24 protein-coding genes are annotated in these 24848 nt (G+C 61.0%); 14 read left to right on the top strand and 10 right to left on the bottom strand.

The window, feature by feature from the left end; genetic code table 11:
* Positions 1-4: 4 nt before the first annotated feature.
* The 5 genes from ACSQ26_RS22640 to ACSQ26_RS22620 are packed head-to-tail and all read right to left on the bottom strand — an operon-like array spanning position 5 to position 4882.
* The gene (locus ACSQ26_RS22640) at positions 5-442 is read right to left on the bottom strand and encodes a MaoC/PaaZ C-terminal domain-containing protein (RefSeq protein WP_258159628.1); all 438 of its coding nucleotides are present in this window, start codon (positions 440-442) and stop codon (positions 5-7) included.
* Positions 443-456: 14 nt separating this feature from the next.
* A complete protein-coding gene (locus ACSQ26_RS22635) occupies positions 457-1671 on the bottom strand; it encodes an acyl-CoA dehydrogenase family protein (protein WP_436012879.1) in 1215 nt (404 codons plus the stop codon).
* A 20-nt stretch (positions 1672-1691) separates the two neighbouring features.
* On the bottom strand, positions 1692-3308 hold the full coding sequence (locus ACSQ26_RS22630; RefSeq protein WP_436012877.1) for an AMP-binding protein: 1617 nt from the start codon (positions 3306-3308) through the stop codon (positions 1692-1694).
* A gap of 36 nt (positions 3309-3344) precedes the next feature.
* Complete coding sequence (locus ACSQ26_RS22625) at positions 3345-3809, bottom strand: hypothetical protein (RefSeq protein ID WP_436012875.1); 465 nt, start codon at positions 3807-3809, stop codon at positions 3345-3347.
* The gene (locus ACSQ26_RS22620; RefSeq protein ID WP_436012873.1) at positions 3806-4882 is read right to left on the bottom strand and encodes a phosphotransferase family protein; all 1077 of its coding nucleotides are present in this window, start codon (positions 4880-4882) and stop codon (positions 3806-3808) included. The genes ACSQ26_RS22625 and ACSQ26_RS22620 overlap by 4 nt, the downstream gene beginning before the upstream one ends.
* A gap of 279 nt (positions 4883-5161) precedes the next feature.
* Between ACSQ26_RS22620 and ACSQ26_RS22615 the strand changes: the two genes are divergently transcribed.
* Positions 5162-5815: a TetR/AcrR family transcriptional regulator gene (locus ACSQ26_RS22615; RefSeq protein WP_436012871.1), complete on the top strand. Its 654-nt coding sequence runs from the start codon at positions 5162-5164 to the stop codon at positions 5813-5815.
* A gap of 2 nt (positions 5816-5817) precedes the next feature.
* On the opposite strand, the gene ACSQ26_RS22610 is transcribed toward ACSQ26_RS22615, so the two are convergent.
* The 4 genes from ACSQ26_RS22610 to ACSQ26_RS22595 all read right to left on the bottom strand — a co-directional run bounded on the left by ACSQ26_RS22610 (position 5818) and on the right by ACSQ26_RS22595 (position 10277).
* Positions 5818-6522 carry a TetR/AcrR family transcriptional regulator gene (locus tag ACSQ26_RS22610; RefSeq protein ID WP_436012869.1) on the bottom strand — a complete coding sequence of 235 codons (705 nt, stop codon included), beginning with the start codon at positions 6520-6522 and terminating at the stop codon, positions 5818-5820.
* A gap of 175 nt (positions 6523-6697) precedes the next feature.
* Positions 6698-7546 carry a shikimate dehydrogenase gene (locus ACSQ26_RS22605; RefSeq protein WP_436012867.1) on the bottom strand — a complete coding sequence of 283 codons (849 nt, stop codon included), beginning with the start codon at positions 7544-7546 and terminating at the stop codon, positions 6698-6700.
* 133 nt (positions 7547-7679) lie between these two features.
* Complete coding sequence (locus ACSQ26_RS22600; RefSeq protein WP_436012865.1) at positions 7680-8324, bottom strand: TetR/AcrR family transcriptional regulator; 645 nt, start codon at positions 8322-8324, stop codon at positions 7680-7682.
* Between the two features lie 63 nt (positions 8325-8387).
* Positions 8388-10277: a bifunctional sugar phosphate isomerase/epimerase/4-hydroxyphenylpyruvate dioxygenase family protein gene (locus ACSQ26_RS22595; RefSeq protein WP_436012863.1), complete on the bottom strand. Its 1890-nt coding sequence runs from the start codon at positions 10275-10277 to the stop codon at positions 8388-8390.
* Positions 10278-10419: 142 nt separating this feature from the next.
* On the opposite strand from ACSQ26_RS22595, the gene dctP reads away from it, so the two are divergent.
* The 4 genes from dctP (at position 10420) to ACSQ26_RS22575 (ending at position 13755) form a co-directional block, all read left to right on the top strand.
* Entirely contained in the window at positions 10420-11403 is a 984-nt protein-coding gene (gene dctP, locus ACSQ26_RS22590) for a TRAP transporter substrate-binding protein DctP (protein ID WP_436012861.1), read from the top strand.
* A gap of 71 nt (positions 11404-11474) precedes the next feature.
* The gene (locus ACSQ26_RS22585) at positions 11475-11999 is read left to right on the top strand and encodes a TRAP transporter small permease (protein WP_436012859.1); all 525 of its coding nucleotides are present in this window, start codon (positions 11475-11477) and stop codon (positions 11997-11999) included.
* A complete protein-coding gene (locus ACSQ26_RS22580) occupies positions 11996-13297 on the top strand; it encodes a TRAP transporter large permease (protein ID WP_436012857.1) in 1302 nt (433 codons plus the stop codon). The genes ACSQ26_RS22585 and ACSQ26_RS22580 overlap by 4 nt, the downstream gene beginning before the upstream one ends.
* Positions 13298-13302: 5 nt before the next feature.
* Positions 13303-13755 carry a type II 3-dehydroquinate dehydratase gene (locus ACSQ26_RS22575; protein WP_436012855.1) on the top strand — a complete coding sequence of 151 codons (453 nt, stop codon included), beginning with the start codon at positions 13303-13305 and terminating at the stop codon, positions 13753-13755.
* Positions 13756-13842: 87 nt separating this feature from the next.
* Here the strand turns inward: ACSQ26_RS22575 and ACSQ26_RS22570 are convergent, their stop codons facing one another.
* Entirely contained in the window at positions 13843-15615 is a 1773-nt protein-coding gene (locus tag ACSQ26_RS22570; protein WP_436012853.1) for a hypothetical protein, read from the bottom strand.
* A 264-nt stretch (positions 15616-15879) separates the two neighbouring features.
* Between ACSQ26_RS22570 and ACSQ26_RS22565 the strand changes: the two genes are divergently transcribed.
* The 9 genes from ACSQ26_RS22565 to ACSQ26_RS22525 all read left to right on the top strand — a co-directional run bounded on the left by ACSQ26_RS22565 (position 15880) and on the right by ACSQ26_RS22525 (position 24824).
* Complete coding sequence (locus ACSQ26_RS22565) at positions 15880-16161, top strand: hypothetical protein (RefSeq protein WP_436012851.1); 282 nt, start codon at positions 15880-15882, stop codon at positions 16159-16161.
* Positions 16162-16234: 73 nt separating this feature from the next.
* A complete protein-coding gene (locus ACSQ26_RS22560) occupies positions 16235-17035 on the top strand; it encodes a DUF2092 domain-containing protein (protein WP_436012849.1) in 801 nt (266 codons plus the stop codon).
* Positions 17032-17388, top strand: a complete 357-nt coding sequence (locus tag ACSQ26_RS22555; protein ID WP_436012847.1) for a hypothetical protein — start codon at positions 17032-17034, stop codon at positions 17386-17388. The genes ACSQ26_RS22560 and ACSQ26_RS22555 overlap by 4 nt, the downstream gene beginning before the upstream one ends.
* 104 nt (positions 17389-17492) lie before the next feature.
* Positions 17493-19037 (top strand): DUF1254 domain-containing protein, encoded by a 1545-nt coding sequence (locus ACSQ26_RS22550; protein WP_436012845.1) that lies wholly within the window; start codon positions 17493-17495, stop codon positions 19035-19037.
* Positions 19038-19284: 247 nt separating this feature from the next.
* The gene (locus ACSQ26_RS22545; RefSeq protein ID WP_436015424.1) at positions 19285-20061 is read left to right on the top strand and encodes a transporter; all 777 of its coding nucleotides are present in this window, start codon (positions 19285-19287) and stop codon (positions 20059-20061) included.
* A gap of 55 nt (positions 20062-20116) precedes the next feature.
* Positions 20117-20908, top strand: a complete 792-nt coding sequence (locus ACSQ26_RS22540; RefSeq protein ID WP_436012843.1) for a hypothetical protein — start codon at positions 20117-20119, stop codon at positions 20906-20908.
* Positions 20909-21018: 110 nt separating this feature from the next.
* The gene (locus ACSQ26_RS22535; RefSeq protein WP_436012841.1) at positions 21019-23067 is read left to right on the top strand and encodes a mechanosensitive ion channel family protein; all 2049 of its coding nucleotides are present in this window, start codon (positions 21019-21021) and stop codon (positions 23065-23067) included.
* Positions 23068-23181: 114 nt separating this feature from the next.
* Positions 23182-24126, top strand: a complete 945-nt coding sequence (locus ACSQ26_RS22530) for an ABC transporter substrate-binding protein (RefSeq protein ID WP_436012839.1) — start codon at positions 23182-23184, stop codon at positions 24124-24126.
* 41 nt (positions 24127-24167) lie between these two features.
* Entirely contained in the window at positions 24168-24824 is a 657-nt protein-coding gene (locus ACSQ26_RS22525; protein ID WP_436015422.1) for a L,D-transpeptidase, read from the top strand.
* Positions 24825-24848: the final 24 nt, after the last annotated feature.

Raw genomic sequence — 24848 nt, 5'->3', positions numbered from 1 at the left:
CCGCTCAGTCCGCCCGCACGATCACGCGCATCGTGCCGCGCTGGATCGTCTCATCCCGGTGATTGAGCACCTCGAACGCATAGGTCGCGAGGTTGCGGCCGGGCTTCGAGGTGGGGCGGACTTCTTCGACCACGACGCGGGAATGAATGGTGTCGCCGAGTTTTACCACGCCCATGAAATCCCAGTTGAGGTTGACCATGCCGATCACCCGCTCGCCGAAGATGCCGGTATGGGTCGAAAGCCCGATCGCCGCCGCCATCGTATGCGGGCCGTGCGCGATCCGCGTACCGTGCTGCGTGGTCTTGGCAAATGTCTCGTCGATATGGATTGGCGTGAAATCGCCCGTCAGGCCGGCGAAGATCGAGATATCGCCTTCCCCGATGGTGCGGGAGGCCGTGGTGACCGTCAATCCGGGTTCGATGGGCCGTGAAATGTTGGACATGGTCGATCCTGCCTTCAGAGGGTTTCGGAATGACGGGCGAGTTCGGCGCGCGCCAGTGCTTCGCGATGGACCTCGTCCGGTCCGTCACCGATCCGGAGGAACCGGGTTTCGGCGAAGGCTTCGGCGAGAAAGAAATCCTGGCTCAACCCGCCGCCGCCATGCGCCTGGATCGCCCGGTCGATGATCTGCCCGGTGGCGGTCGGCACCACGATCTTGGCCACAGCGATATCGTTGCGCGCCGCCTTGTTGCCGAAACGGTCCATCGCCCAGGCGGCCTTCAGCGTCACCAACCGCGCCTGTTCGAGTTCGCAGCGCGACTGGCCGATCACCTGGCGCAACCCGCCCATATCAGCCAGTTTCGAGCCGAAGGCCGTCCGTTTCAGCGCTCGCTGGCACATGATCTCGATCGCCCGTTCGGCGAGCCCGATGAAGCGCATGCAGTGGTGGATGCGGCCCGGCCCAAGCCGGCCCTGCGCGATCTCGAAGCCGCGGCCTTCGCCAAGCAGCATGTTTTCGGCCGGCACCCGCACATTCTCGAACACCACTTCGGCATGGCCGAGCGGCGGATGCTCGTAGCCATAGACACGGAGCGGCCGCTCGACCGTCACACCCGGCGTATCCATCGGCACCAGGATCATTGACTGCTGCTTGTGCTTGGCGGCGCTTGGATCGCTCTTGCCCATCACGATCGCGACCTTGCAGGCCGTATTCATCGCGCCGGTGATCCACCATTTCCGGCCGTTGATCACATAGTCGTCGCCGTCGCGGATGATCGCCGTCTCGATATTGGTGGCATCGGAGGAGGCCACACGCGGCTCGGTCATTGCAAAGCAGGAGCGGATCTCGCCCTCGAGCAGCGGCTTCAGCCAGCGTGCCTTCTGCGCCTCGGTGCCATACATGGAGAAGATCTCCATGTTGCCGACATCGGGCGCGTTGCAATTGAAGATCTCCGGCGCCGCCAGCGACCGGCCCAGTATTTCGCAGAGATGGGTATATTCGTAGTTGGAGAGGCCCTGGCCCTCCGGGCCGTGATTGTAGAACAGGTTCCACAGGCCTTCGGCTCTCGCCTTCTTCTTCAGTTCCGCCGTCAGCGGATGGGGTGTGAAGCGCATTTCGCTGCGTTTGTGCTCGTCGAGGATTTCACGCTCATTGGGATAGACACGCGCCTGCATGAAGGCCGTAAGCTTGTCCTTCAGTGCCGCTGTCTTGTCCGATAGTTCCGCAAACATAGTGTTTCTCCCCCACACGCTCAGCCGCGCTGACCGATCTTTTCACGCTTGACGACGATGCCCGCCTTCTCGCGGTCCCAGGTATCCGGGGTGATGCCTTCGGCCCGCAGCTTGACCTTCTCGATCTTCGCGGTTGGCGTGCGCGGCAGCGCCTCCACCACGCGGACGTATCGCGGCACCATGAAATGGGCCATGCGCGGCCGCAGGAACTCGATGAGCTCGACCGGATCGAACGCCTCGCCGGGCTTGATCGCGATGATCGCCATCACTTCGTCCTCGGCAATGTCGCTCTTGACCGGAATGGCGGCGGCCTCCCGCACGCAGGGGAAAGCCAGAACCTCCGATTCCACCTCGAAGGACGAGATGTTCTCGCCCCGGCGGCGGATCGCGTCTTTCAACCGGTCGACGAAGAAGAAGTCGCCCTCGGCATCTCTACGGAAGCCGTCGCCGGTGTGGAACCAGCCATTGCGCCATGCGGCGGCGGTCGCGATTGGGTCGCCGGCATAGCCATGGTTCATCGCCCATGGGCATTCGGTGCGCACGACGAGTTCGCCGACAGTGCCCACCGGCACTTCGCAGTCGTTCTCGTCGACCAGCCTGATCTCGACGCCGGGTCGCGGCCGGCCGGCGCTGCCGAGCGCCGTCGGGTTCGGCTGCGACACGATCGGCATAGAAATCTCGGTCATGTTGAAATGCGTATGGACTTCGGTGCCGAACCGCTCGTGGAAACGCGGCGCGGTCTCGTTTAATGGCACATAGGTGCAGGTCCTGAGCGGGTGGTTGCGATCATCGGGGCCGGACGGCTGCTTGAGCAGGAAGCCGCCCATCACGCCGAGCAGGATCACGGTGGTGATCTCGCGGCTCCTGATCGTCGGCCAGAAATCCTCGGTCGAGAACGAGTCGACCATGGCAATCGAGCCGCCATGTATCAGCATCGCCGTCACGGGCATCACGCCACCGGAATGGAACATCGGCAGGTTCACCATGTAGCGGTCGTCCTGTGACAGGAATGGCGCGCTTCCGGCCATCGAATAGAGATGCATGTAGGACGACATCACGCCCTTCGAAGGGCCAGTCGTGCCCGAGGTGAAGATGATCGACTGCATGTCCCAGGGCGCGATCGAATGCTCCAACTCCGGCGGCGCTTCGTTGTCCGAAATGAGTGCCTCCGGCCCATGAACGGCGATCCCGTCGATCTCGGTCGGATTTCCGCCGAGGATCACGGCCTCGCGCAAGGTCTTGCGATTGACATCGGCGAGCCGTGGAAAAAGATCGGCATGCGCCACCGCGAGCCGTGCTTCCGATAGCCCCACTACGTGCTCCAGCAACGTGCCGCGATAGGAAAGATTGATCGGCACGAAGACGGCGCCGAGATAATTCAGCCCGAACCACACCCTGAGGCAATCGGCGCTGTTGGGCAGCCACACCATCACGCGCTCGCCCTGTTTCACGCCCAGCGCCCGAAACGCGTTGGCGGTGCGGATCGTGATCAACCGCGCCTCGCGATAGGTCCATTCCTCGCCATCGGCGAAGGTGGCGAAGATCTTGTCGGGCTGCTCCCGCGCCCAGAAATCGAGCATGAATCGCTGGACGCATCTTTCCGGCGCAGGCATCCGCGGATCGAGATGGTGTTCCATGGCTTCCTCCTGCCCAATGGGCATAAACACGCTATGTCAGTCCGCCGCCTTGCCCTTGGCGATCTCCGCAAAAAGCGGTTTTTTTGTCAGTTTCATTTGTTCGGCCGCATCGTCATGCATGTACTTGCGCAGCACTAGCCGTGCGGCGATCGCGCCATCGGATTGCGCAGAGAATGCCCAGCCGACCAGGTCCGATATCTCGCCGTCGAGCCGGTCACGTTCGGCGATGAGGTCACGCGATGAACTGGGCGCGTCTTCGGCCACTTGCGACTTCGCCTTCGCCCCCTGCAGCAACTGCACCTGTTCAATGACCGCATGGCGCGCCTCGACCGCTTTCATCAAGGGTAATCTTTGCCATTCCAGCCGCGGTGCGATGTTGTTGAGCAGGTCGATCACCCCGATCGCCTGGCCGCGTGCATAATCGTCGGTGACATTGGGGATGACATCGATCCTAAGCGTCGCGATGATGCCTTCGACGAGACGGTCGAGCGAGTTGTTCATGCCGCCCGCTCCAGTGCCGTTTCGAGCTGCAGCAGCATGCGCGGCACCTGCGCGCCCATGCCGGCCATCCGCAGGTCATTGAACCCGCGCGCCTCATAGCAATGGGTGGCGCCGAGATGCATCACGGCAAGCTTGAACGTGCCGAACGCTTCCCAGTAGCGCACCGCCGCCGCATCGAGATGGATGCCGGTCAGCGCCTCGTAGCGCTCGTAGAGCTCTTCCCGGGTGAAGAGATGGCACATATAGGGCGACCGGCCCCGCCATGCCTGCAGGCAGATCCACCCGAGATCCTCCAGCGGGTCGCCGAGATGGACCAGTTCCCAGTCGAGGATCGCGGTGATGCGCCCCTCGTGCTCGAGGAAATTGCCGATCCGGTAATCGCCATGAACCACCGATATCCTCGACGCAACGGGCGCATTGTCCCGGAACCAGATTGCCGCCCATTCCAGCATCGGAAAGCGCCGCTCGGACCATTCATGCATGCGCCCGACCCAGTAATCGATCTGGGAATGGGCGGTTTTGGTCGTATCCGTCACGCCCTCGACAGCCATTTCAAGCTTCCGGCGCCAGTCGAAATTGTGCAGCGATGCCAGCGCGCCAAGGAATTGCTCGCCGACACTCACGCGCTCGTCGGCGCCGAAGGCTTCGCCCCCATCCATCGTCCAGGGAATCGGCACATCGCCGGGCACGAGATCGCAGATGAAGAACGGCGCACCGAACGTATCGCGCGCATCCGAGAACCAATGGATCCTTGGCACAGGCACGCCATGGTCCGTGAGATGCTGCAGCGTGATCGACTCCGGCGACGCCTTGTATGGCGAAAAGATGCCATTCGGTGGGCCGACGCGAAGAATGAGATTCTGGATCTTGTTCCCGATCGATAGTTCGAAGCCGTAGGTGACCCAGGAAAAGCCCACCGTGTAGCGACGCAGCGCTCCGACCTCGGCCTTCGCGTCCGCGTTCAGGCGCAGGAATTCGGTCAACCGGGCACGCACGCGCTCGACATCGAACGGGTCGAAGACCGGGACCTCGCAGTTGCCTTCGCCCTTGATCGAAGCCACGCTACCGGACATCACGCGGCCCTCGCCAAGGCGTCGCGATCCTCTGCGATTTCCCCACGGCATGACACGATGCCATAAGAGCCGGCGCCCGAGAGGCGCATGTCGGAACGATGCAATGACTCACTCCCATTCCGTCTCGGGTTCACCCCGAGACTCAAGATCGGTCCGGTCGCCCGGCGATCACTCCCACCCCCACGCTAGGACGAGTCAGAGCGCATGTAAAGAAAAAATGAATCATGAGTCATAATTCATTTTATTGACATCGACATGAGGCCCCGCTAGAGGTTCCTCATGTCAACGACCGCTGAAAACCGGGGCAAGCAGGAGAGCGTCCGCAGGCTCAATCGCGCCGAGAAGTCCGAGGCGACCCGCAATCGCCTGTTCACGGCAGCCATCGGTATTGTCGGCGAATTCGGCTACGCCGGCACATCCGTCGCCCGGATCACCGAGCGCGCCGGTGTCGCCCAGGGCACGTTCTACAACTATTTCGAATCCCGTCAGGATCTCCTCGACCAGCTCTTGCCGTCGATCAGCGTGACCCTGCTTGCCCACGTCAAGGAGAAGGTCGCCGAGGCCGAGGATTCCCCTGTTGCCCGCGAACGCGCGAGGATCACCGGCTTCTTCGAGTTCCTCGAACAGACGCCGCATCTCTTCAAGATCCTGCACGAAGGCGAAATCCAGGCGCCCGAAGGCTTCCGCCGGCATATCGCGCTGCAAACGGTGAGTTTCGAGCGGGCCATGGAGCACGAGTTCGACCAGGGTCATTTGCCCGACATCGCGCGGGACGAAATCCCGGCAATTTCGCAGATCCTGCTCGGCGCCCGCCAATGGCTCAGCACCCGGTTCTGCGTCAAGGACGGCGAGATTATCCAGCCGCCGCCCGAGGTCATCGACACCTATATGAACCTCACCATCCGGGGCATTTTTTCCGGAAAGTCAGCCTGAGACTAACTGTCCATTTTGCCGATCAGGTAGTCCAGCTTGGTCAGCACCTCTTTCATCGGCTCCGTTCGCTCCGGCTCGATGACAAGCCCCCGGTAGACCATGTCGGCGAGCTTGTCAGCCGTGTCGTTCTCATCGAAGTCGCCTTCATTGCGCAGGAAAGCCCAGGTTCGGTGCTCGATGCAGCCATAGATCAGGTCGCGAACGAAGGAAGGCGAGACATCGGTGCGGAACTCGCCGCGTTCGATCGCCTCCTTCACCACCTCGGTCACCCGGTGCGTATAGGATTGGTTGAGGTGAAAGAGCTTGGAATTCCGGTATTCGGGATCGAGCCTGAGTTCCTGCAGCACCAGCCGGGCGAGAGCGGGCTCGCGCTTGATCGACAGCAGGTGGTGATAGATGATGAAGCGCAGCTTGTTCCAGGTGCCCTTGATGCTCGCAAGCTGTTCATCATCCCTGAGCAGCGTCTCTTCGTACCAGTTCTCGACGACCCGGATCAGCAGGTCGCGCTTGTTCTGGAAGAAGCGGTAGATGCTGCCCTCGACGACGCCGGCCTTGAGCGCGATATCGGTGATCGAGGCGTCGGCATAGCCCTTTTCCGAAAACACTTGCCGGGCCGCAGCCATGATATCCTCGATGCGGCGCGTCGCGGGCAGCCGGTTGACCTGACGCCTGGCTCGTTTCTGGCCAGTCACCTCTAGTTTTGCCATTCGCCAAGCGCCCCAATCATTCCGCGGAAACCCGCCGCTTACGTCTGTCCATATTGAACAGTCAAGCGATGAGTTTCAACTGGCGCGCTTCATCGAGAGTTTTAAGCGGGCTTCGGTTTGCGGAGTGCTGCAAGACATGGTCACGGCGCCAGATCGTAATCCGGTCGTTGTAGCTTTAGCGAGACTGCGCGCCGAAGTGCCGGATCATGCGCTCGGCGTCGGGTGCCACGCCTGTGAAGAGTTCGAAGGCACCCACCGCCTGGAACACTGCCATGCCGCCGCCATTGAGAACGCGGCAACCCCGTTCGGCGGCCGCAGTGAGCAGTGCCGTTTCAAGTGGAAAATAGATGATCTCCGCGACCCAGAGGCTCGCTGACAGGAGATCGGGATCGAACGGCGCGCCTGGATGTGAAGCCATGCCGATCGGTGTCGCCTGCGCGATGCCCGACGCGCGTGCCAAAACCGCACCGAGGTCTTTGCCGGCTTCGAAAATGCAATCCGGATGCGCGGGGACCAACCGATTCACGACGGCCGACACGCGCGCAGGATCGACGTCGAATATCGAGAGCTTGGCTGTGCCCATGCGGGCCAGCGCATGCGCCACCGCAACCCCGGCACCGCCGGCGCCGATCAGCACGGCGTGGCTCAGGTCTGCATCCGGCAAACCTCGGCGGAAGCTCTGCTGAAAACCCCACCAGTCCGTGTTGTGACCCCTGCGCGTGCCGTTCTTGAAGGTGATCGTGTTGATCGATTGCAGTATGGCTGCGTCGTCCGAGAGTTCGTCCACATGGGCGATCGCCGCCTGCTTGCAGGGATGGGTGATGTTGAGGCCGGCAAAGCCTTGCGCTTCAGCCTTGGCGATCAGGGAGCCTAGTGCCTCCGGCCCGACACCGAGTAGGTCGAGGTCGATAAGGTCATAGCGATAATCAATGCCGTGCTGGCGGCCTTCCTCCATATGCAGCGCGGGCGTGCGGGACAGGCCGATGCCGCTCCCGATCAAGCCCGCGCGGACCACGCGCGTCATTGTTTTCGCAGATGACTGCAAAGCTCCACCCGGTTCCAGTCATTTGAATGGCGCCGGCAACATTATGTCCGCCGACGCTTTCAAAATGTACGAACTGGTTCGTAATGTCAATTGGCGGATGATTGGGCCTAGCTTAGCCAGATTTCAGATAGGATAGCACCATATCCGAAATGATCAGCCTGTGGCGCGCCTTGAGCGTGCCTTCCATCAGGTCGCGGCTGAAGATGGCGCCGAATGTGTGGCGGTTAGAGACGCGGAAGAAGCAGAGCGCCGAGATCATCTGGTGCAGGTCCACGGGATCGATGCGCCGCCGGAAGGCGCCGTCGCGATAGCCGCGTTCGAGGATACCGGACAGGATCGCGATGATCCCGGAATTGGCTTTCTGCAGCACATCGGTATTCTTCAAATGCTCGGCGCGATGGATATTCTCGATGCTGACGAGCTGGATGAAATCGGGATTGGCATCGTCGTGGTCGAAAGTCGAACCAACAAGCGTCCGCATCGCATCCTCGGGGGAGAGATCCTCGAGCTTGAGCCGCGTCTCCAGCGAGCGGATCTTCTGGTAGGCACGTTCGAGGACGGCTAGATAGAGGCCTTCCTTGCTGCCAAAATAGTAATAGATCATCCGCTTCGAGGTCTTGGTCCGCTCGGCGATCTGGTCGACGCGCGCGCCCGAGAAGCCGGAATTGACGAACTCCTCCGTCGCCACCGCGATGATGTTCTCCTTCGTACCATCGGGATCGTTCTTCCGCGCGACGCGTGTTTCGGCAGTCTGCATTTCCAGGACCTTTTCCCATCCGTTCCGTTTCAGGGCGTAAGCCAAATATCCGATATCGGCAAGTCAGCCCGCCGGCACGCCTTCCGGCCGGATATGGCGTTTCTGGGCGGCGATGCGGAAGATCGCATTCGGCGCGCCATAGCCGCGATAGCCGCGCCGCTCGACGATCTCGAAGAAGAAGCCTTCGCCATAGACCGGGCTGTAGAGCTGGAAATATTCGCCATGCTCGTCCCGATCGTAAAGAATATTGGCGGCGCGCAGGCGTTCGGCGAAGTCCGGCTCCAGCCCGAATCGAGCCTCGACATCATCGTAGTAATTGCGGGTAATCTGGAGCGGCGTGAAGCCGTTGGCCGTAAGGTTTTCCGCGGTCCGGAAGATGTCCGATGTCGAGAAGGCCACATGCTGGATCGAGGAACCGAAGCTTTCCGCGAGAAAATGGCCGGCAAGCGTCTTGCGATTCTCGGCGCCGTTGAGCGTCACGCGAAACGAGCCACTGCCGTTTTCGACCACCTGGCTGCGGACGATGCCGGAGGGATCGATGATATCGACAATGGGCGTCTTCCTGATATCGAGCAGCGAATTGTAGAACAGGACGGTCGTCAGCAGATCTTCGTAACTCACGGTTTGAGCGATGTGGTCGATATGTTCCAGCCCGGCGGATTTGACTGGAGCCTGATCTCCAACGGCCGAGAATTCCCGCGTCCAGACCGATGCGAGCGGGCCGCTGTCGTCGAGGAAATAGCAGATCCCGCCGCCGGGACCATGGATCGCTGGTATCGTCGTTTCGCCTGCGGGTACTGGCTGCATGAACCGCTCCGAACCAAGGGCCGTAGCGCGGTCAACGGCATCCGCCGCATTCTCGACCTCCAGTCCAAAGGCGTAGGCGGATGTGCCGTGAAGGTGGAAAGCCGCACTGGCAAAGCCTTTCTCTTCACTATTGACTACCAGTCTGATCGCGCCCTGCTGGTAGAGATCGACCTTCTTCGACGTGTGCCGGCCCACCCTGCGGAAGCCGAGCGTGTGGAGCATGCTGACAAGTTCCGGGCTTTCTGATTTATCGGCGGTGAATTCGACGAAGGCCACGCCCTTAACCGCCACTCGGTCGGGCATATCAGGAACGGTCAGCGCTGTGTCCGGTTCGGCGCGCTTGACCTGGTCGCCGAGATGAATGAGCGAGCGCCTGCCGTCGGCCGCAATCGCGCGGGTCGAACCGCCGCGGAACTGGTCGTTGAAGATTTCGAGCGAGAGGTAGCCATCGTAACCGGTGGCGGCGACCGCGCGCGTGAACCCGGTCACGTCAAGGTCACCCTCGCCCGGCATGTTGCGGAAATGGCGGCTCCAATAGAGCAGGTCCATGTCGATCAGCGGCGCGTCGGCGAGCTGGACGATGAAGATCTTCTCCTTGGGGATCGAGCGGATCGAATTGACCTCGATCTTGCGGGCGAGCGTGTGGAAACTGTCGAGAATCAGGCCGACATTGGGATGGTCGGCGCGGCGGACGATCTCCCAGGCATCCCGGTGATCGTTGATGTGCCGGCCCCAGGCAAGCGCCTCGTAGCCGACTCTCAAGCCACGTTTCGCCGCACGCTCGCCGAGTTCATGGAAATCCGCGGCGGCGCGGTCCAGCCCGCCGAGCGACACTGGCGAGACGTTGGAGCAGACGAGCACGAGATCTGCTCCCAGTTCCTGCATCACGTCGAACTTACGTTCGGCCCGGTCGAAGGTCCGCCCACGCAGCGGCTCGGGCATGCCCTCGAAATCGCGGAACGGCTGGAAGAGCGTGATCTCCAGGCCGTGGTCTCGCACCATGCGGCCGACATCGCGCGGCGAACTGTCGGAGGCGAGGAGGTCGTTCTCGAATATCTCCACGCCATCGAACCCGGCCTCCGCGATGGCACGCAACTTGGCGTCCAGTTCGCCGCTCATCGTCACGGTCGCGATCGAGGTTTTCATCCCATCCTCCTAATGCCGCAGGTGTCAACAGGGGCTCCTCCGAACCACCGTTGACATAAACGAACTATTTCGTACAATATTTTTCAGTCGCGGAGGAGCGATAATTTTGGCACCGTGAACCATGGTGCAAGGAGGAGGAAACATGACAATCGACCTGACCCGTCGTCATTTCGTCGGAGGCGCCATCGCCGCCTCTGTTTTGCCGCTGCCCGCATTCGCGCAGGACAAGCCCGTGCTCAAGTTTTCGGCCGTCTTTTCGGAGCAGGATATCCGCGCCGAGATGACCAAGATGTTCGGCAAGGAGATCGAGGGCTCGTTCAAGCTCGAGCCCTATTATGGCGGCAATCTTTTCAAACAGGGCACGGAACTCGTCGCACTCCAGCGCGGCAATTTGCAGATGGGCAACATCGCGCCGCAGGATTTTGCCAAGCAGATTCCGGAATGGTCGGTGCTGAGCTCGGCCTATCTGTTCCGCGATGCGGCCCATGTGCAGAAATTCTTCGCCAGCGACCTCGGCGCCGAATATAAAAAGATGGTCGAGGACCAGCTTTCCGTCCGTATTCTAGGCCCGACCTATTTCGGCGCTCGCCAGGTGGGCCTCAAGCCCGACAAGAAGATCACCACGCCGGCCGACATGGCGGGCATCAAGCTGCGCATGCCGGGTGGTGACGCCTGGCAATTCCTCGGCACCGCGCTCGGCGCCAACCCGACAGCGATGGCCTATGCCGAGGTCTATACCGGCCTGCAGACAGGTGCGATCGACGGCCAGGACAATCCGCTGCCCAACGTCAAGAACATGAAGTTCTACGAAGTCATGTCGCAGATCGTGCTCACCTCGCACCTGATCGGCTACGACCTTCTCACCGTATCGAGCAAGGTCTGGGGCGAGATGAGCGCGGAACAGCAGACCGCATTCCAGGCCGCCGCCGACAAGGCGATGACCTGGAGCCAGGACGAACACATCAAGCAGGAAGGCACGCTGATCGAGGAGTTCAAGAAGGCCGGCCTCAACATCTACGAACCCGATGTCGCCGCCTTCCGGACTTTCGCGCGCGAAAAATATGCCGGCTCCGAACTGTCCAAATCCTGGGCGCCCGGTATCATCGAGAAGGTCGAGGCTCTCTAGCCCCGAACTTTTCGACGCGAATGCGGCATCGGCGGATGCCGCATTCGCAAATCTGGAACGGGACGATCTTCATGAACTGGCTTACGAAATACGCGGCGCAAGGCGAGTGGCTGCGGCGGCGGGCGGAGAATGTTCTCGCCATGCTTCTCCTATTGATGTTCGCGGCCTTCATGCTGCAGATCGTCTTCCGTTATGTGCTCAAATGGCCGATCGGCTGGACCAATGAGATCAGTGTCGCGCTGTGGATCTGGATCGTGCTGTTCGGCGCCGCCTTCGTGGTGCGCGAAAGCGAGGAAATTCGCTTCGACCTGTTCTGGGCTGGTGCCGGCGACAGGGCGCGGCGGATCATGGTGCTGATCATGGCCGTCGCGCTGATTTCGATGTTCGCGCTCTCGCTGCCGGCGGTGGTCGATTACGTGATGTTCATGAAGGTCGAGAAGACCGCCTATCTCAAGATCCGCTTCGACTGGCTCTATTCGATCTATGTCGTCTTCGTCATCGCGATGATCGTCCGCTACATCTGGCTTGGCATCCAGGCGATCCGCGGCAAGGCGCCTGAGGCCTATGACCCCACAAAGGCGGGCTCCGGCGTATGAACCTTGCGAGCCCATTCTCCATCGCCATCATCCTGATGACGTTCCTGGCGCTGATCGGAATGCCGATCGGCCTTTCGATGATCTGCGGTTCGGTCCTTTACCTGTTCCTCACCGGTGCGGATATGGGCACGGTGGCGGAGCAACTGCTGAACGGGATGTACACCAACTACATCATTCTCGCCGTGCCGCTCTTCATCCTGGCGGCCGAGTTCATGAACATCGGCTCGATGACAGAGCGGCTCCTGACCTTCTGCAACGTGCTGGTCGGCCGGTTCCGTGGCGGGCTGGCGCAGGTCAATGTGGTTCAGAGCATCATCTTCGCGGGCATGTCCGGCTCGGCCATTGCCGATGCCGCAGGTTCGGGCCGGATGATGCAGAACATGATGACCCGCGACAATCGCTATACGCCGAGTTTCGCCGCGGCACTCACGGCGGTGACGTCGGTGATCGGCCCAATTATTCCGCCCTCGATACCCATGGTCCTCTATGCCTTGGTCTCAGATGCATCGATCGGCTACCTGTTTCTCGGTGGCATGATTCCTGGCCTGCTGATGGCCAGCCTGCAGATGATGCAGGTGGCGATCACCGCCCGCCGCAAGAATTTCCCGGTCGAGGATCCGGTGCCGCTCAGGCAAATTCCCCTGATCACCTGGCGGGCGTTCCCGTCGCTGATGATGCCCGTGCTGCTGCTCGGCTGCATCTATAGCGGCATCACCACGCCGACGGAGGCCGCCGCACTCGCCGCCGCCTATGCGCTGGTGATTTCGGTCGTACTCTATCGGTCGATCAATTTCAGGGATTTCTACGGCTCATTGCTCGTCAGCGCCAAGACGTCAGCCTCAATCGGCATGCTGATCGCCGGATCGCTGGTGTTCAACTACGTGGTGACGGTCGAGAACATCCCGGACAGCATTCGCGTGCTGCTGACCGGCTGGGAGATGACGCCGACGACATTCCTCATCCTCGTCAATGTCATCCTGCTGATCCTCGGCTGCATCCTCGAAGGCACCGCCATCCTGTTGATCATCGTGCCGGTCTTCATTCCGACCGCACAGGCGCTCGGCATCGACATGGTGCATTTCGGCGTCGTCGTGGTGGTCAACATCATGCTGGGCCTCGTCACGCCGCCCTATGGCCTGCTGCTCTTCATCATGACCAACATTTCGGGCGCCCCGGTGAAGGACATCATCCGCGATGCCGCGCCCTTCATCTTCTGGATGGTCGTGTGCCTCATCATCATCACCTTCGTACCGGAAACCGTCCTCTTCCTACCCCGCCTGCTGGGCTACCAGGGATAATGCCGATGACTGCTGACCTTAAGCCGCTCTACGTGCTCAACGGCCCCAACCTCAATCGGTTGGGCAAGCGAGAACCCGAAATCTACGGCAAGACCACGCTCGCCGAAGTCGAGGCGCTCTGCCGCGAAGCGGCGGGCGACTGGATGGTCGAATTCCGCCAGACCAACAGCGAAGAGCGGATGATCCAGTGGATCCACGAGGCGATCGACGAGGGCGCCGCCATCATCATCAACCCCGCCGGCTGGACCTTCACCTCCATCGCCATCCTCGATGCGCTCAAGATGTTTCCCGGCCCGATCATCGAATTCCACATTTCCAACGTCCACCGCCGCGAGGCGATCTATCACAAGTCCCTGGTCTCGATGACGGCCACGGCAGTGATGGCGGGGCTCGGCGCGGAGGGATACCGGATAGCGGTCGCCGCGGTCCGGGATCTGGTCCGCCGGGCACAGCGCTAAAGTTTGCACACGGTTCACCGATCGTGCCGCCGGCAGAGATTTGCTCTGTTCCATCGGCTGAATTGCTCCCATTGCCACCGGGCCAATTCAAGGGTGGTTATCAACGGCCTCCAGGCGCGAGCAGGGATTTTTACCCGGTGTGAACAAGGCATCGGCCTTGCCGAGCGAAGAAATAAAGAGTTCGATATCTTGCGCTCGTCCCAGGCGTATCGTCACTTCCTCTCGAATATTCTTCAGCAGTGCCGGATGGTTCTCACACAGCCACGAGACTTCCTTTTCCGCTTCACGCTTGAGCCCGGCTTCCCCATATATGGCAGCTGCTATCGCGTGATATATCGGGTTGCTGGGCGCGGTTGTCTTGCCGATCCACATGACGGCTTGTTCGAGGTCGTTGTCAAAATAGGAGCACAGAGCCAGCCCGCTCTCGTAATAACTGAACATGCCGGGGTTGCGGGCCCGGGCCTCCGCGATCAATGGGCAGCCCTTCGCCCAATCTCCCGAGACAGCAAGCCTGTACCCATATTCTCCAATAAGCTCGGTGTCGTTGGGATTTAGCTTGATTGCCTTTTCACCGACCACCTTGCCTGCCTCGTATTGCTTGGAGAAGAACAGAGCGAACATCTCGGCTTGCAGGCCGCGCGTGTTGTATGGGTCAAGCCGCACCGCATGCCTTGCAGTGTCGAGCGCTTGCTGAAGATCCTGTGGAGAAACGGCTGCATCATATGGCACGCGGAACCTGATATCCTCGAGATATGTCTGAGCCAACAGGGCCCACGCCGTTGCATATTCGGGATACCGCTTGACAGCCTTCTCCAGGCATTCCCTCACCTGCGGCAAAACGTGTCGTTCGACATTGGCCCTGTATGCATAATAGGAAAGCGTGCAGGAATAGGCGGCCCAATCGTCAGGTGGATTGGCAACAGCGCGCATTGCATCGGCCTGGAAGATGACGCCGTAACTCTGCACGAGCGTGGTGGCGACACTGCTGGCGATGAGAGACTGCGCGTGAACCAGCTCGGATGCCTTGAGCGTGCCGCCGAAGCTATCCGCCCAGAGTACGGAACCATCTTCCCGGTTTACGAACCGGATACGAAGCTGAAAGGTGTCGCCTGCAAGATCGACGCTCCCCGCAAGGACGAAACGGGGCGGCGGATCGGCTACGACACCGCCTTCCGTCGCCTGGAGGACAACGATTTCCTTGAACTTGGAAAGCTGTGCGACGATCTCCTGTGTGAGACCGTTGGCGATCGATGAAGAAGAGCCCGTTTTCGCCATATCTTCCAGGCGCATGACAAGGATGCGTGGAATCTCCGGAGATTTTGCTTGTTGGACGGGTGGCGAAGGAAGAAACAACCAGACGGCAAATACGATGACCGTAGCAACGCTCAGTCCGCCAATCAGTCCGCGCCAGAACGTCGCCGAGTCACTATCTGAGGGCGCGGCCGTCAGGTGCTCCGGGCCTGTCTGCGCTGGGGCGGGCGGCACTGCGGCGGCGCATTCAATATTCGAGAACTGTGGGACGTAGCTGCCTTTCGGGATGTTGATCCGTACCGGGTCCTCCCTGCCGCCTGTCAGGTAATACCGCTCGATTGCCCGCCGCAGGTGGCCGGCGGCGATCCGGACAATCGGGTCGTGCTGCGCGTCGAACGAAGCCTCGCGGCCGAACACCTCAACCGCAATCGAATAGGCCTTGATCCTGTCGCCGCGTCCCTGCAGGGCCTCTTCCACGATATAGGCCAGAAATCTGTGTTCTCGCTCGGTGGCCTCGAAATCGGGACTGGAGACAATCTTCTTCATCTGGGCCCGACATTCATCGGCGCCTACAATTGCTTCCGGCACGATTGCGGTAGCGTCTCTCATAGCACCCCCCGTGCCAGATTGCGGTGGTCGCAACTTCCCCGAAGCCGCGTCCCTGTCCGCTACCATCGTATACCTCATGATTGTATCTTAGCAACTGCTCAACGTGAATGCACAGCCATGACCTGGCAGGGATAGGTCGACGTCATGCAATCGCGGCCGACATCCAACACTTTGAAACCATGCGCAGAATCCACGTAAGTTACATGGTTTACGTATCGTCGTTGCGGCTCAACCTATAATCCTAAGTCAGAACTGGTGGGGCTGATGGCAACAGAGCGCGAACTGGGGATCAGGCAAGGCAAAGCTCTGCAGGCGGCGGCCAATCGGTTCCCGCGATCCGAGTTCACGATTCGAAGATTGCTCCGCTCCAATGATACTTTTCGCGAGCTTTGCGAGGAACTCGCCGACGCGGAAGCTGCACTGGCGAAGGTACCGGAAAGCGTAGCGGCGCTGCGGGAGGCGCGCGAGCGGGAATGGCGGGAACTGGTGCAGGAACTGGTCAGCGAGGTCGAGCAGGCACTCAAGAGGTTTGAGACCGGGCCCTGAGATTGATCCAATTTATGCCGAGTGGCGTCGGGGAAACCGGTCGCCTCGCGGCCCACATGGAGAGGACGACATCGTGACGACATTCACCAAGGATCGAATATCGACGGTGCGCAAGATCGGCGCCGGATGTATAATCGCGGGCGGCTTGTTTTTCGGATTGCCCGCTCAGGCCCAGGATGCGATCGAGCCCGAGGCGAACGCTATCCTCAAGGCGATGACCGAACACCTGAAGTCCATGAAGGAATTCAGCGTCGATTACGATACCGATCATGAGGTCGTCGGCGTCGATGGCCAGAAGCTGCAACTGAGCGCGACCGGCATGATCTCGCTGTCGCGGTCGGCGGGCTTCCTGATGACCCGGCAAGGACCCCTTGCCGACATGGAAGTCATCTTCGACGGCAAGACCATCACCCTCTTCGGCAAGGCACTGAATGTTTACGGCCAGCTCGACAGTCCGGGCCCAACGATCGACGAAGCTGTCGATGAGTTCCGGACGGCAACGGGTCTCGATGCGACCGGCGCGGATCTTCTCGCATCCGATCCCTATCCGGTGCTGACCGAAGGCGTGGTATCCGGACGCGTCGTCGGCGTCGGTTTCGTGGATGGCGTCGAATGCGACCACCTGGCGTTTCGCACCGATCTCGTCGATTGGCAGATCTGGATCAGCCATTCCGACAAGCCGCTTCCGGTCAAATACGTGATCACCACGAAATGGGTGACCGGCGCTCCGCAATACACATTGCGGCTGAGCGGCTGGACGACCGACAAGATCGATCCCAAGCTGTTTGCATTCACCCCGCCGGCGGACGCCAAGCGCCTTGAATCCATCGAAGCCGACGAGACGGGCGAGATCGTGCTGGAGACAAGCAAATGACCATCAAGCGACAGATTTTCAAATATGTCTCCGCCGCAGCCATCATCGCGGCCGTTCTCGTGACCGACAGCTGGATAGGCAGTCAATTTTCATCATCCGGTCTGATCTTCACCCAGGCCGAGGCGAACCGTGTCGTCGTCAGGCGCACCGCGGTCGTCCGTGGCCCGGTTGTCAGGCCCGTCGGTGTGGCGCGGCGCACCACAAGACGCGTGATCCGCCGCTCGACGATCTATGTTAACACGCTGCCCGGTGGATGCGCACGGACCACCGTCAGCGGCTACGCGGTGTGGGGATGCGGCGGCACTTATTACCAGTCCTACGGCGGCCGATATGCGGTGGTTTACATCGACTGATCCGGGGCCGCGGCCAACTGCCTCAACCGATTTTCTCAATCATTCCCGGCGCCTGGTGGGCGTCGGGCTTGGACAACGATGCTTAACTGGAAAGCGACATAGCCATGCTCGATAATCGCAAATTGCTTCTTGCCGCGACCGCCCTGGCCGCCATGCTGGCCGTCACGCCGGCCCTTGCCCAGACGCCCGGCTTCAACAACAAAATCCCCGACCAGATCATGACTCCCGACAAGGTCGAAACACGGCTTGGCACGCTCAATTTCGTGGATGGCGTGCCGACGCTCGAAACGACCAGGCTGGTCTACGACAATCTCGATTTCCTGCGCGGCGTCGAGGTCTTCCTCAACTTCGTCCCGGCCGCATCAATGGAAGCAATCCGGTTGGGCATTGCCGAGATCGGCGAAACCAAGGTCAACCAGGCCGTCATTTTCGACCAGTTGATGGATTCCAACCCGCTCTACCTGACTGCCAATACCGACACCGTCTACTGCTTCGCGGCGCTCGATCTCGATGCCGATGGGCCGACGGTTGTCGAAGTCCCGCCGGGCTCGGGACCGGGCACCGTCGATGATGCATTCTTCCGTTTCGTCATCGACATGGGCATTCCCGGGCCCGACCGGGGCAAGGGCGGCAAGTACCTGATCGTCCCGCCCGGCTACAAGGGCGAGCTGCCCAAGGACGTGAAGGACGGCGGCGAATATTTCGTCGCACATTCTCCATCCTATGGGAATATGGTGGTCCTGCGCGGCTTCCTCGTCGACGGCAAGCCGGATGCGGCTTCGAAGATGTTCCGCGAGGGCGTGAAGATCTATCCGCTGAGCCAGGCAGCCAATCCGCCTGCGATGGAGTTCATCAACAGCTCGAAGCTTGCCTACAATACGGTCCACGCCAATAATTTCGAATTCTTCAAGGAACTCGATCTGGTCATCCAGAAGGAACCGATCGACTTCATCGACCCCGAACTCCGCGGCCTGGCTGCCGCCATTGGCATCCGCAAGGGCAAGCCCTTCGCGCCCGATGAGCGGATGAAGGCGATCCTCACGGACTCCATCGCCGTCGCCAACGCGACTGCGCGAGCGATCGCATTCCGCAGCCGTGAGCCACGCTCGCCCATTTATCCTGGTAGCCAGTGGAGGACCGGTTTCATCGGCGACGATTACCAGTGGCTCGACGGGGATGGGATGTCCGGGCGCAATCTGGATGCGCGGACGAACTTCTTCTACATGGCCACCGTCAATACGCCGGCAATGGCGGCTAAGATCATCGGCAAGGGCTCGCAATACGCGATTAACTATGCCGACGCATCCGGCACGCCGCTCGACGGCGCGAAGAACTACAAGCTCAGCATACCCGCGAATGCTCCCGCGAAAGATTTCTGGTCGGTGGTGGTCTACGACCCGCAGACCCGCTCGGAACTCCAGACCTCTCAGCCCTTTCCCAGCAAGAACAGCAAGCGCGACAAGCTGATCGCCAATGCCGACGGCTCGGTCGATCTTTATTTCGGCCCCAAGGCGCCGGAGGGGAAGGAAGCCAACTGGACCCAGACCATTCCCGGCAAGGGATGGTTCGTCCTTCTCCGTCTCTACGGCCCGCTGGAACCGTGGTTCGACCAGACCTGGCGGCCGGGTGAATTCGAAGAGGTGAAGTGAGCAAGGCACTGTCGCCATTGCTGGCCGTGGCTGCAATTCCAGGTGCATTCACCCTCATCACGACCGACCGGCGGCGCATTTGACACAGCCGGTCGAAAACGCAACCTGCGGTCTTAATTGTTCGAGTGTTCATATTGGCCCTTGGTCCAATATGCCGTACGATGTCTTCGAACGACAATGAACGAATAGCTTACCATGGAGCGGGGCCATGAAAAATATTCTCATCACTCATTCGGTCGGGCTTGCGATGCTGGTGCTGGCATCCGGACCTGCCGGCCAGGCTCTCGCCCAGGAGGGCGACACCGACCTTGCCAAGAAGCTGAACAACCCGGTGGCCGCTATGATCAGCGTGCCGCTGCAGTTCAATTATGACCAGGGCTATGGTCCGGATAACGGCTACCGCGCCTACCTCAACATCCAGCCGGTGATCCCGATCTCCCTCACCGAAGACTGGAACGTCATTTCGCGCACCATCGTCCCTGTAATCCAGCAGAACGACATTGTCGGACCGTCAGGCACCCAGTTCGGCATGGGCGACATCACCCAGAGCTTCTTCTTCTCACCCTCCCAGCCCGGCCCGAGCGGCATCGTCTGGGGCGTCGGCCCGGTTTTCCTGCTGCCCACGGCTACAGACGATATGCTGGGTTCGGAAAAGTTCGGTATCGGTCCGACAGCCGTCGTTCTCAAGCAGATGGGCGGCTGGACGGTCGGTGGTCTCGGAAACCACATCTGGTCGGTGGCCGGCGACGATTCCCGGCCGGACATCAGCTCGACCTTCCTCCAGCCGTTCGTCTCCTACACGACCCCGACGGCCTGGACCTTCTCGCTCAACACCGAAAGCACCTATGACTGGGAGAACGACCAATGGTCTGTGCCGATCAATGCTGTGGTCTCCAAGCTTGTGAAGTTCGGTGACCAGCCGGTGAGCCTGTTCGCCGGTGTCCGCTATTGGGCGGAGGCTCCAGACGGAGGGCCCGATGGCATCGGCTTCCGGGCCGGGCTTACATTCCTGTTTCCAAAGTAAGCCAAGGTCGTCACCTGCAGGGACGACAGGCGCCTAAAGCAAGAAGGACTTCACAATGACTCGATATCACAAACTGAGTTTGGCGGCGGCGATCGCAATGATGCTCGGCTCGACCGCGCTTGCCGCGGATGTTTCGCCGCTTGTCATGCCGCAAACGGCGCCAGAGGACAGTACGGAGGATTGGTCTTTCGCCGCCTCGCCCTATTTCTGGGCTGCCGGCCTGTCGGGCAAGACCTCGCAATTCGGCCTGCCGACGATCAAGATCGATTCGAGCTTCAGCGACATATTCCAGAATCTCGACTTCTCCTTCATGGGGGCGGCCGAGCTGCGCCATGAGCGTTTCAGCGTCATCGGCGACTTCATGTATATCAAGCTCTCGGCCGACGCCGACACACCGTTCGGCCTGCTGACCAAGGAAGTCGACGTACAATCGGAAACCGTTACCGGATTGCTCGGCGTCGGTTATGCGGTGCTCGATAGCGACCGGGGCCATCTCGATGTCGTCGCCGGCATACGGGTGTGGTCCGTCGATACGACGATATCCCTCAATGGCGGTTTCCTCGACGGGCGCTCGACGAGCGACGGCGCGACCTGGGTCGATGGCATGGCCGGCTTTCGTGGCAAGTATGATCTGACCGAAGAATGGTTCATCTCCGGATGGGGTCTGGTCGGCACCGGCGGCGCCAATGTCGATTGGGATGTCGCCGCCAACATTGGCTACCAGTTCAACGACACGTTCTCGGCGGTGGCGGGCTACCGGGCGCTCGGCGTGAACTATCGCAACGACGGATTTGTCTTCGACACGGTCCAGCAGGGACCGATCCTCGGCATGACCGTGCGGTTTTGAGATGGGCAATCCGCTTGCAATCGGGCGGAAACCATAGATGCTGACGGGCAATCGGATGTGTCGCGCACGTTTGGCATAAGAGGCATAGCCTTGCTACGAGGGGACGGAGCATGAAGACCGGTCGGATATTACTGCGGCTTTTGCCGCTGGCGTCATTGCTCCCCTCTCTTCTGGTCGTGCTGTTCTGCGCCTTCATGGCACTGCCGGCACATGCCCAGACGCCCGCTACTCCTCCGGTCGATAAACTTCAGGCCCTGATGAAACTGATGGACGACCCCGATATCCGCAAATGGGTCGAAAGCGGGGGCAAGGCGGACGCAGCCGCTACCCCGGTGGTGGCGAAGGCCGATGGTGCGGAGGTTTGGGAAGGCCGTGCACGGAAGAAATTCCGCAGTGCAGAAGCGGGGTTCCCGATACTTCTATCCGAATATTCGGCAGCCTCTTCCCGCGTGGTCGCCGAGGCCGCGACGCGTGGCATGATGCCGGCCATCGTCTATCTGGCGCTCATACTGCTCGCAGCGGCCGTCGGCGAATGGGCGCTGCGCCGGTTGGTGCGTGCCCCCGAAGGCAGCACGCTGGTGAACACGATCATGCGAGAACTGGTCGCTGCCGGAGCCTTTGCCGCGATCACGGTGGCGCTCTTTTTCGTCGCCGACTGGCCGCCCTTGCTGAGAGCGGTGCTGCGTTCCTACCTGATCGCGGCGCTGCTGTTCCGGCTCGTCTTGGCGGTGGCCCGCATCCTGCGCGCCGCCGACAGCATATCTCCGACAATGTATCGCCGGACGCTTGCGTTCTTCGGCGTGCTTCTGTTCGGCATGGCGACGGCCCTGCTCACCGTGCCGATCGGCATCAATCCGGACGCAGCCCAGGCGCTGGCCTTTGTCGTTTCCATCACGATGATTGCCATTTTCATCGAGGCCGTATGGAAGCAGCCGGCGGGCAATCCATCCGTTCGGATAAAGGCATTGCAGACCGTGCTACTGGTCGTGCTATGGGTCGTTTGGGCGATGGGCCTCCATCTCCTGTGCTGGATCGGGCTGTTTGCGCTGTTCCTGCCGAAGGTGCTCAAGGCAATGGAGCATCTTGCCCGTGCCTTTACGACCGCGAACTGGCCGGACCAACCCACCGACAGCCTGAAGGCTGTGCTGATCATATATGGCGTCAGGACGCTCGTCATTTCCTTGGCCATCGGTTGGCTCGCCTATGTTTGGAACAGCAACCCTCTCAATGATACCAATCCCGGATCGATCAGCAACACCATCGTGGCGGGCTTTCTCAAGAGCGTCGTGGTGCTGCTGATCGCCGATTTCGGCTGGCGGGTCTGCAAGGCGCTGATCGAGCGGAAGCTCGCCTCGGTCAGCGACGAGGGGCCGCTGACACCCGAAGAGGCCGCACGCCGCGCAAGGATCAGAACGTTGCTGCCGATCTTCCGCAACGGCCTTGCCGCGGTGGTGCTCATCGTGACCGCGCTCACGGTGCTCGCCGAACTCGGCGTCGAGATCGGGCCGCTGATCGCCGGCGCCGGCATCTTCGGCGTTGCGATCGGCTTCGGATCGCAGACGCTTGTCAAGGACGTGATATCCGGCGTCTTCTACCTGATGGACGATGCCTTCCGGGTCGGCGAATATATCCAGAGCGGCAGCTATATGGGGACGGTGGAATCCTTCAGCCTCAGGTCGGTGCGGCTCCGCCATCATCGCGGGCCGGTCTTCACCGTGCCCTTCGGCGAACTCGGCGCGGTGCAGAACATGAGCCGCGACTGGGTGATCGACAAATTCCGCCTGCGGGTCACCTTCGATGCCGACATCGCCAAGGCCAAAAAATTGACGAAGGTGGTTGGCGCGGAACTGCTCGCGGACGAAGAGCTTGGTGCACTCATCATCGAGACCGTGAAGATGAAAGGCGTCGAGCAGATCAACGAATATGGCGTCGAACTCGGCTTTGCCTTCAGCACCAAGCCCGGCAGCCAGGCGATGGTCCGACGCCGGGCCTATGCGATGCTCCGCAAGACTTTCGCGGAAAACGGCATCAACTTCGCCCAGCCGACGGTGCAGGTCGGCGGTGACGACAAGCCCGAGGCGGCAGCCGCCGCGATGCTGAAACTGGCCGAACAGCGCAAGCAGGCGGAAGCTGCGGCAGGCGGAGGTGAAGGAACATGAAACCTCACCGCCATTTCGAGGAACCATATGGTCACCAAGGCGACATTCAATCCAGCGTAGTGACCGGCAGCAATGTATATTCGATCAGCAGTGAACCGAAGGGAGCGAGGTAACATGTTGTACAGATCCATGATCTCTGCGCTTATCCTGGCGGGCATGGCATCGGTTGCCTCCGCCGCCGATCTCGTCATCGCGATGCCGAATTGGCCATCGGGACAGGCGACGGCGAATATAATCAAGGTCGCGATCAAGGCGGAATTCAACCTCGATACCGAGGTCAAGGAAATGGGAGCGCTCAATTCCTTCGCCGGGATCGAGGCTGGCACGGTTGCGATCCACCCCGAGGTCTGGCGGCCCAACTACGACGACATCATCCGGCGCTATGTGACGGAGAAGAAGGTCGCGGTGCTGACCGGCCACTCGGTGTCGGCCTGGCAGGGGCTATGTGCGACCGATGCCGCGGAAAAGCTCGGCATCAAGTCGGTCGAGGATCTGGAAAATCCTGACAAATCCAGGGCGCTCGACACCGATGGCGACGGCAAGGGCGAGATCTGGATCGGGGCAACCGCGTGGCTGTCGACCGGTATCGAGCGCGTCCGGGCCAACAGCTACGGCTACGCGAGGGACGTCGCCCTTGTCGAAGCCGAGGAAGACGTCGCGATGGCGGCGGTCGATGCGGCCGACGCGACCGGCCAGCCCATGGTCTTCTATTGCTACAGCCCGCATCATCTCTTCAAGCTGCACAAGATAAGCCGCATCACCGAGCCGGCGTTCGATGCGGCGAAGTGGAAGATCGCCGATCCGGGCGATCCGCTCTGGATCTCCAAGTCGAGCGCGCCGGTCGCCTGGGATGCCGCCCGCTTTCATATCGCTTATGGAACGGCCTTCGCCAAGGCACACCCCGACATTGCGCGCTTCCTGGAAAAGATCGACCTCACGGAGGAAGAGGTGAGCCAGATGAGCTACGCTCTTCAGGTGGAACGGCAGGTACCGCTCGACTACGCCACCAAATGGGTCGAAGATCGGAAATCGCGTGTCGATGGGTGGGCAAAGCCATGAGCAAGGACAGCACGATGGCCACCCGCCGCACCTTCCTGCGCATGACGCTCGCGGCGACGGCCGGGCTTGCCCTCCCCACACCGGCAATGCCGGCCCAGCAGGCGATGGCGAAGACGCAGATCTACGATCCCAAGAAGCGCAAATGGGTCAATTACGATAGTCGCAAGGCACGCGAATATTACAGCCGCAACAAGCAGCAGCCTCCCGAGGCCTTCCGCATGCAGGCGGTCAAATTCCGCACTGCCGAAAAAGCTGGCACGATCATCATCGACGGCAACCAGCATTATCTCTATCTGGTGCAGCCCGGGGGCCAGGCGATCCGCTATGGCATCGGCGTCGGGCGGGACGGTTTTGGCTGGGCGGGTATCGTGCGCATCGGCCGCATGGCGGAATGGCCGACCTGGACGCCGCCCGCCGAGATGGTCGCGCGCGACGAGAAGGCGCGCAAATGGGCCGCCGGCATGCCGGGTGGTCCGGACAATCCGCTCGGCGCGCGGGCGCTTTATCTCTACGAAGGTGACGAGGATACGATCTACCGCATCCATGGTACGCCGGAGCCGTGGACGATCGGCCTCGACGTGTCCTCGGGATGCATCCGCATGCGCAACGACGACATTACCGATCTGCACGCCCGCATCGAGGTGGGCGCCAAGGTCATCGTGCTGATGCAGGGCGCGGCACTCTACAAGGGCGTATGAACGAAATCATCGGAGGACAGGAAC

Source organism: Rhizobium sp. LjRoot254 (genome assembly GCF_964254105.1).
Classification (GTDB): Bacteria; Pseudomonadota; Alphaproteobacteria; order Rhizobiales; family Rhizobiaceae; genus Rhizobium_E.
The sequence above is the reverse complement of the archived record's forward strand: the minus strand, read 5'-3'. Positions and strand labels throughout refer to the sequence as shown.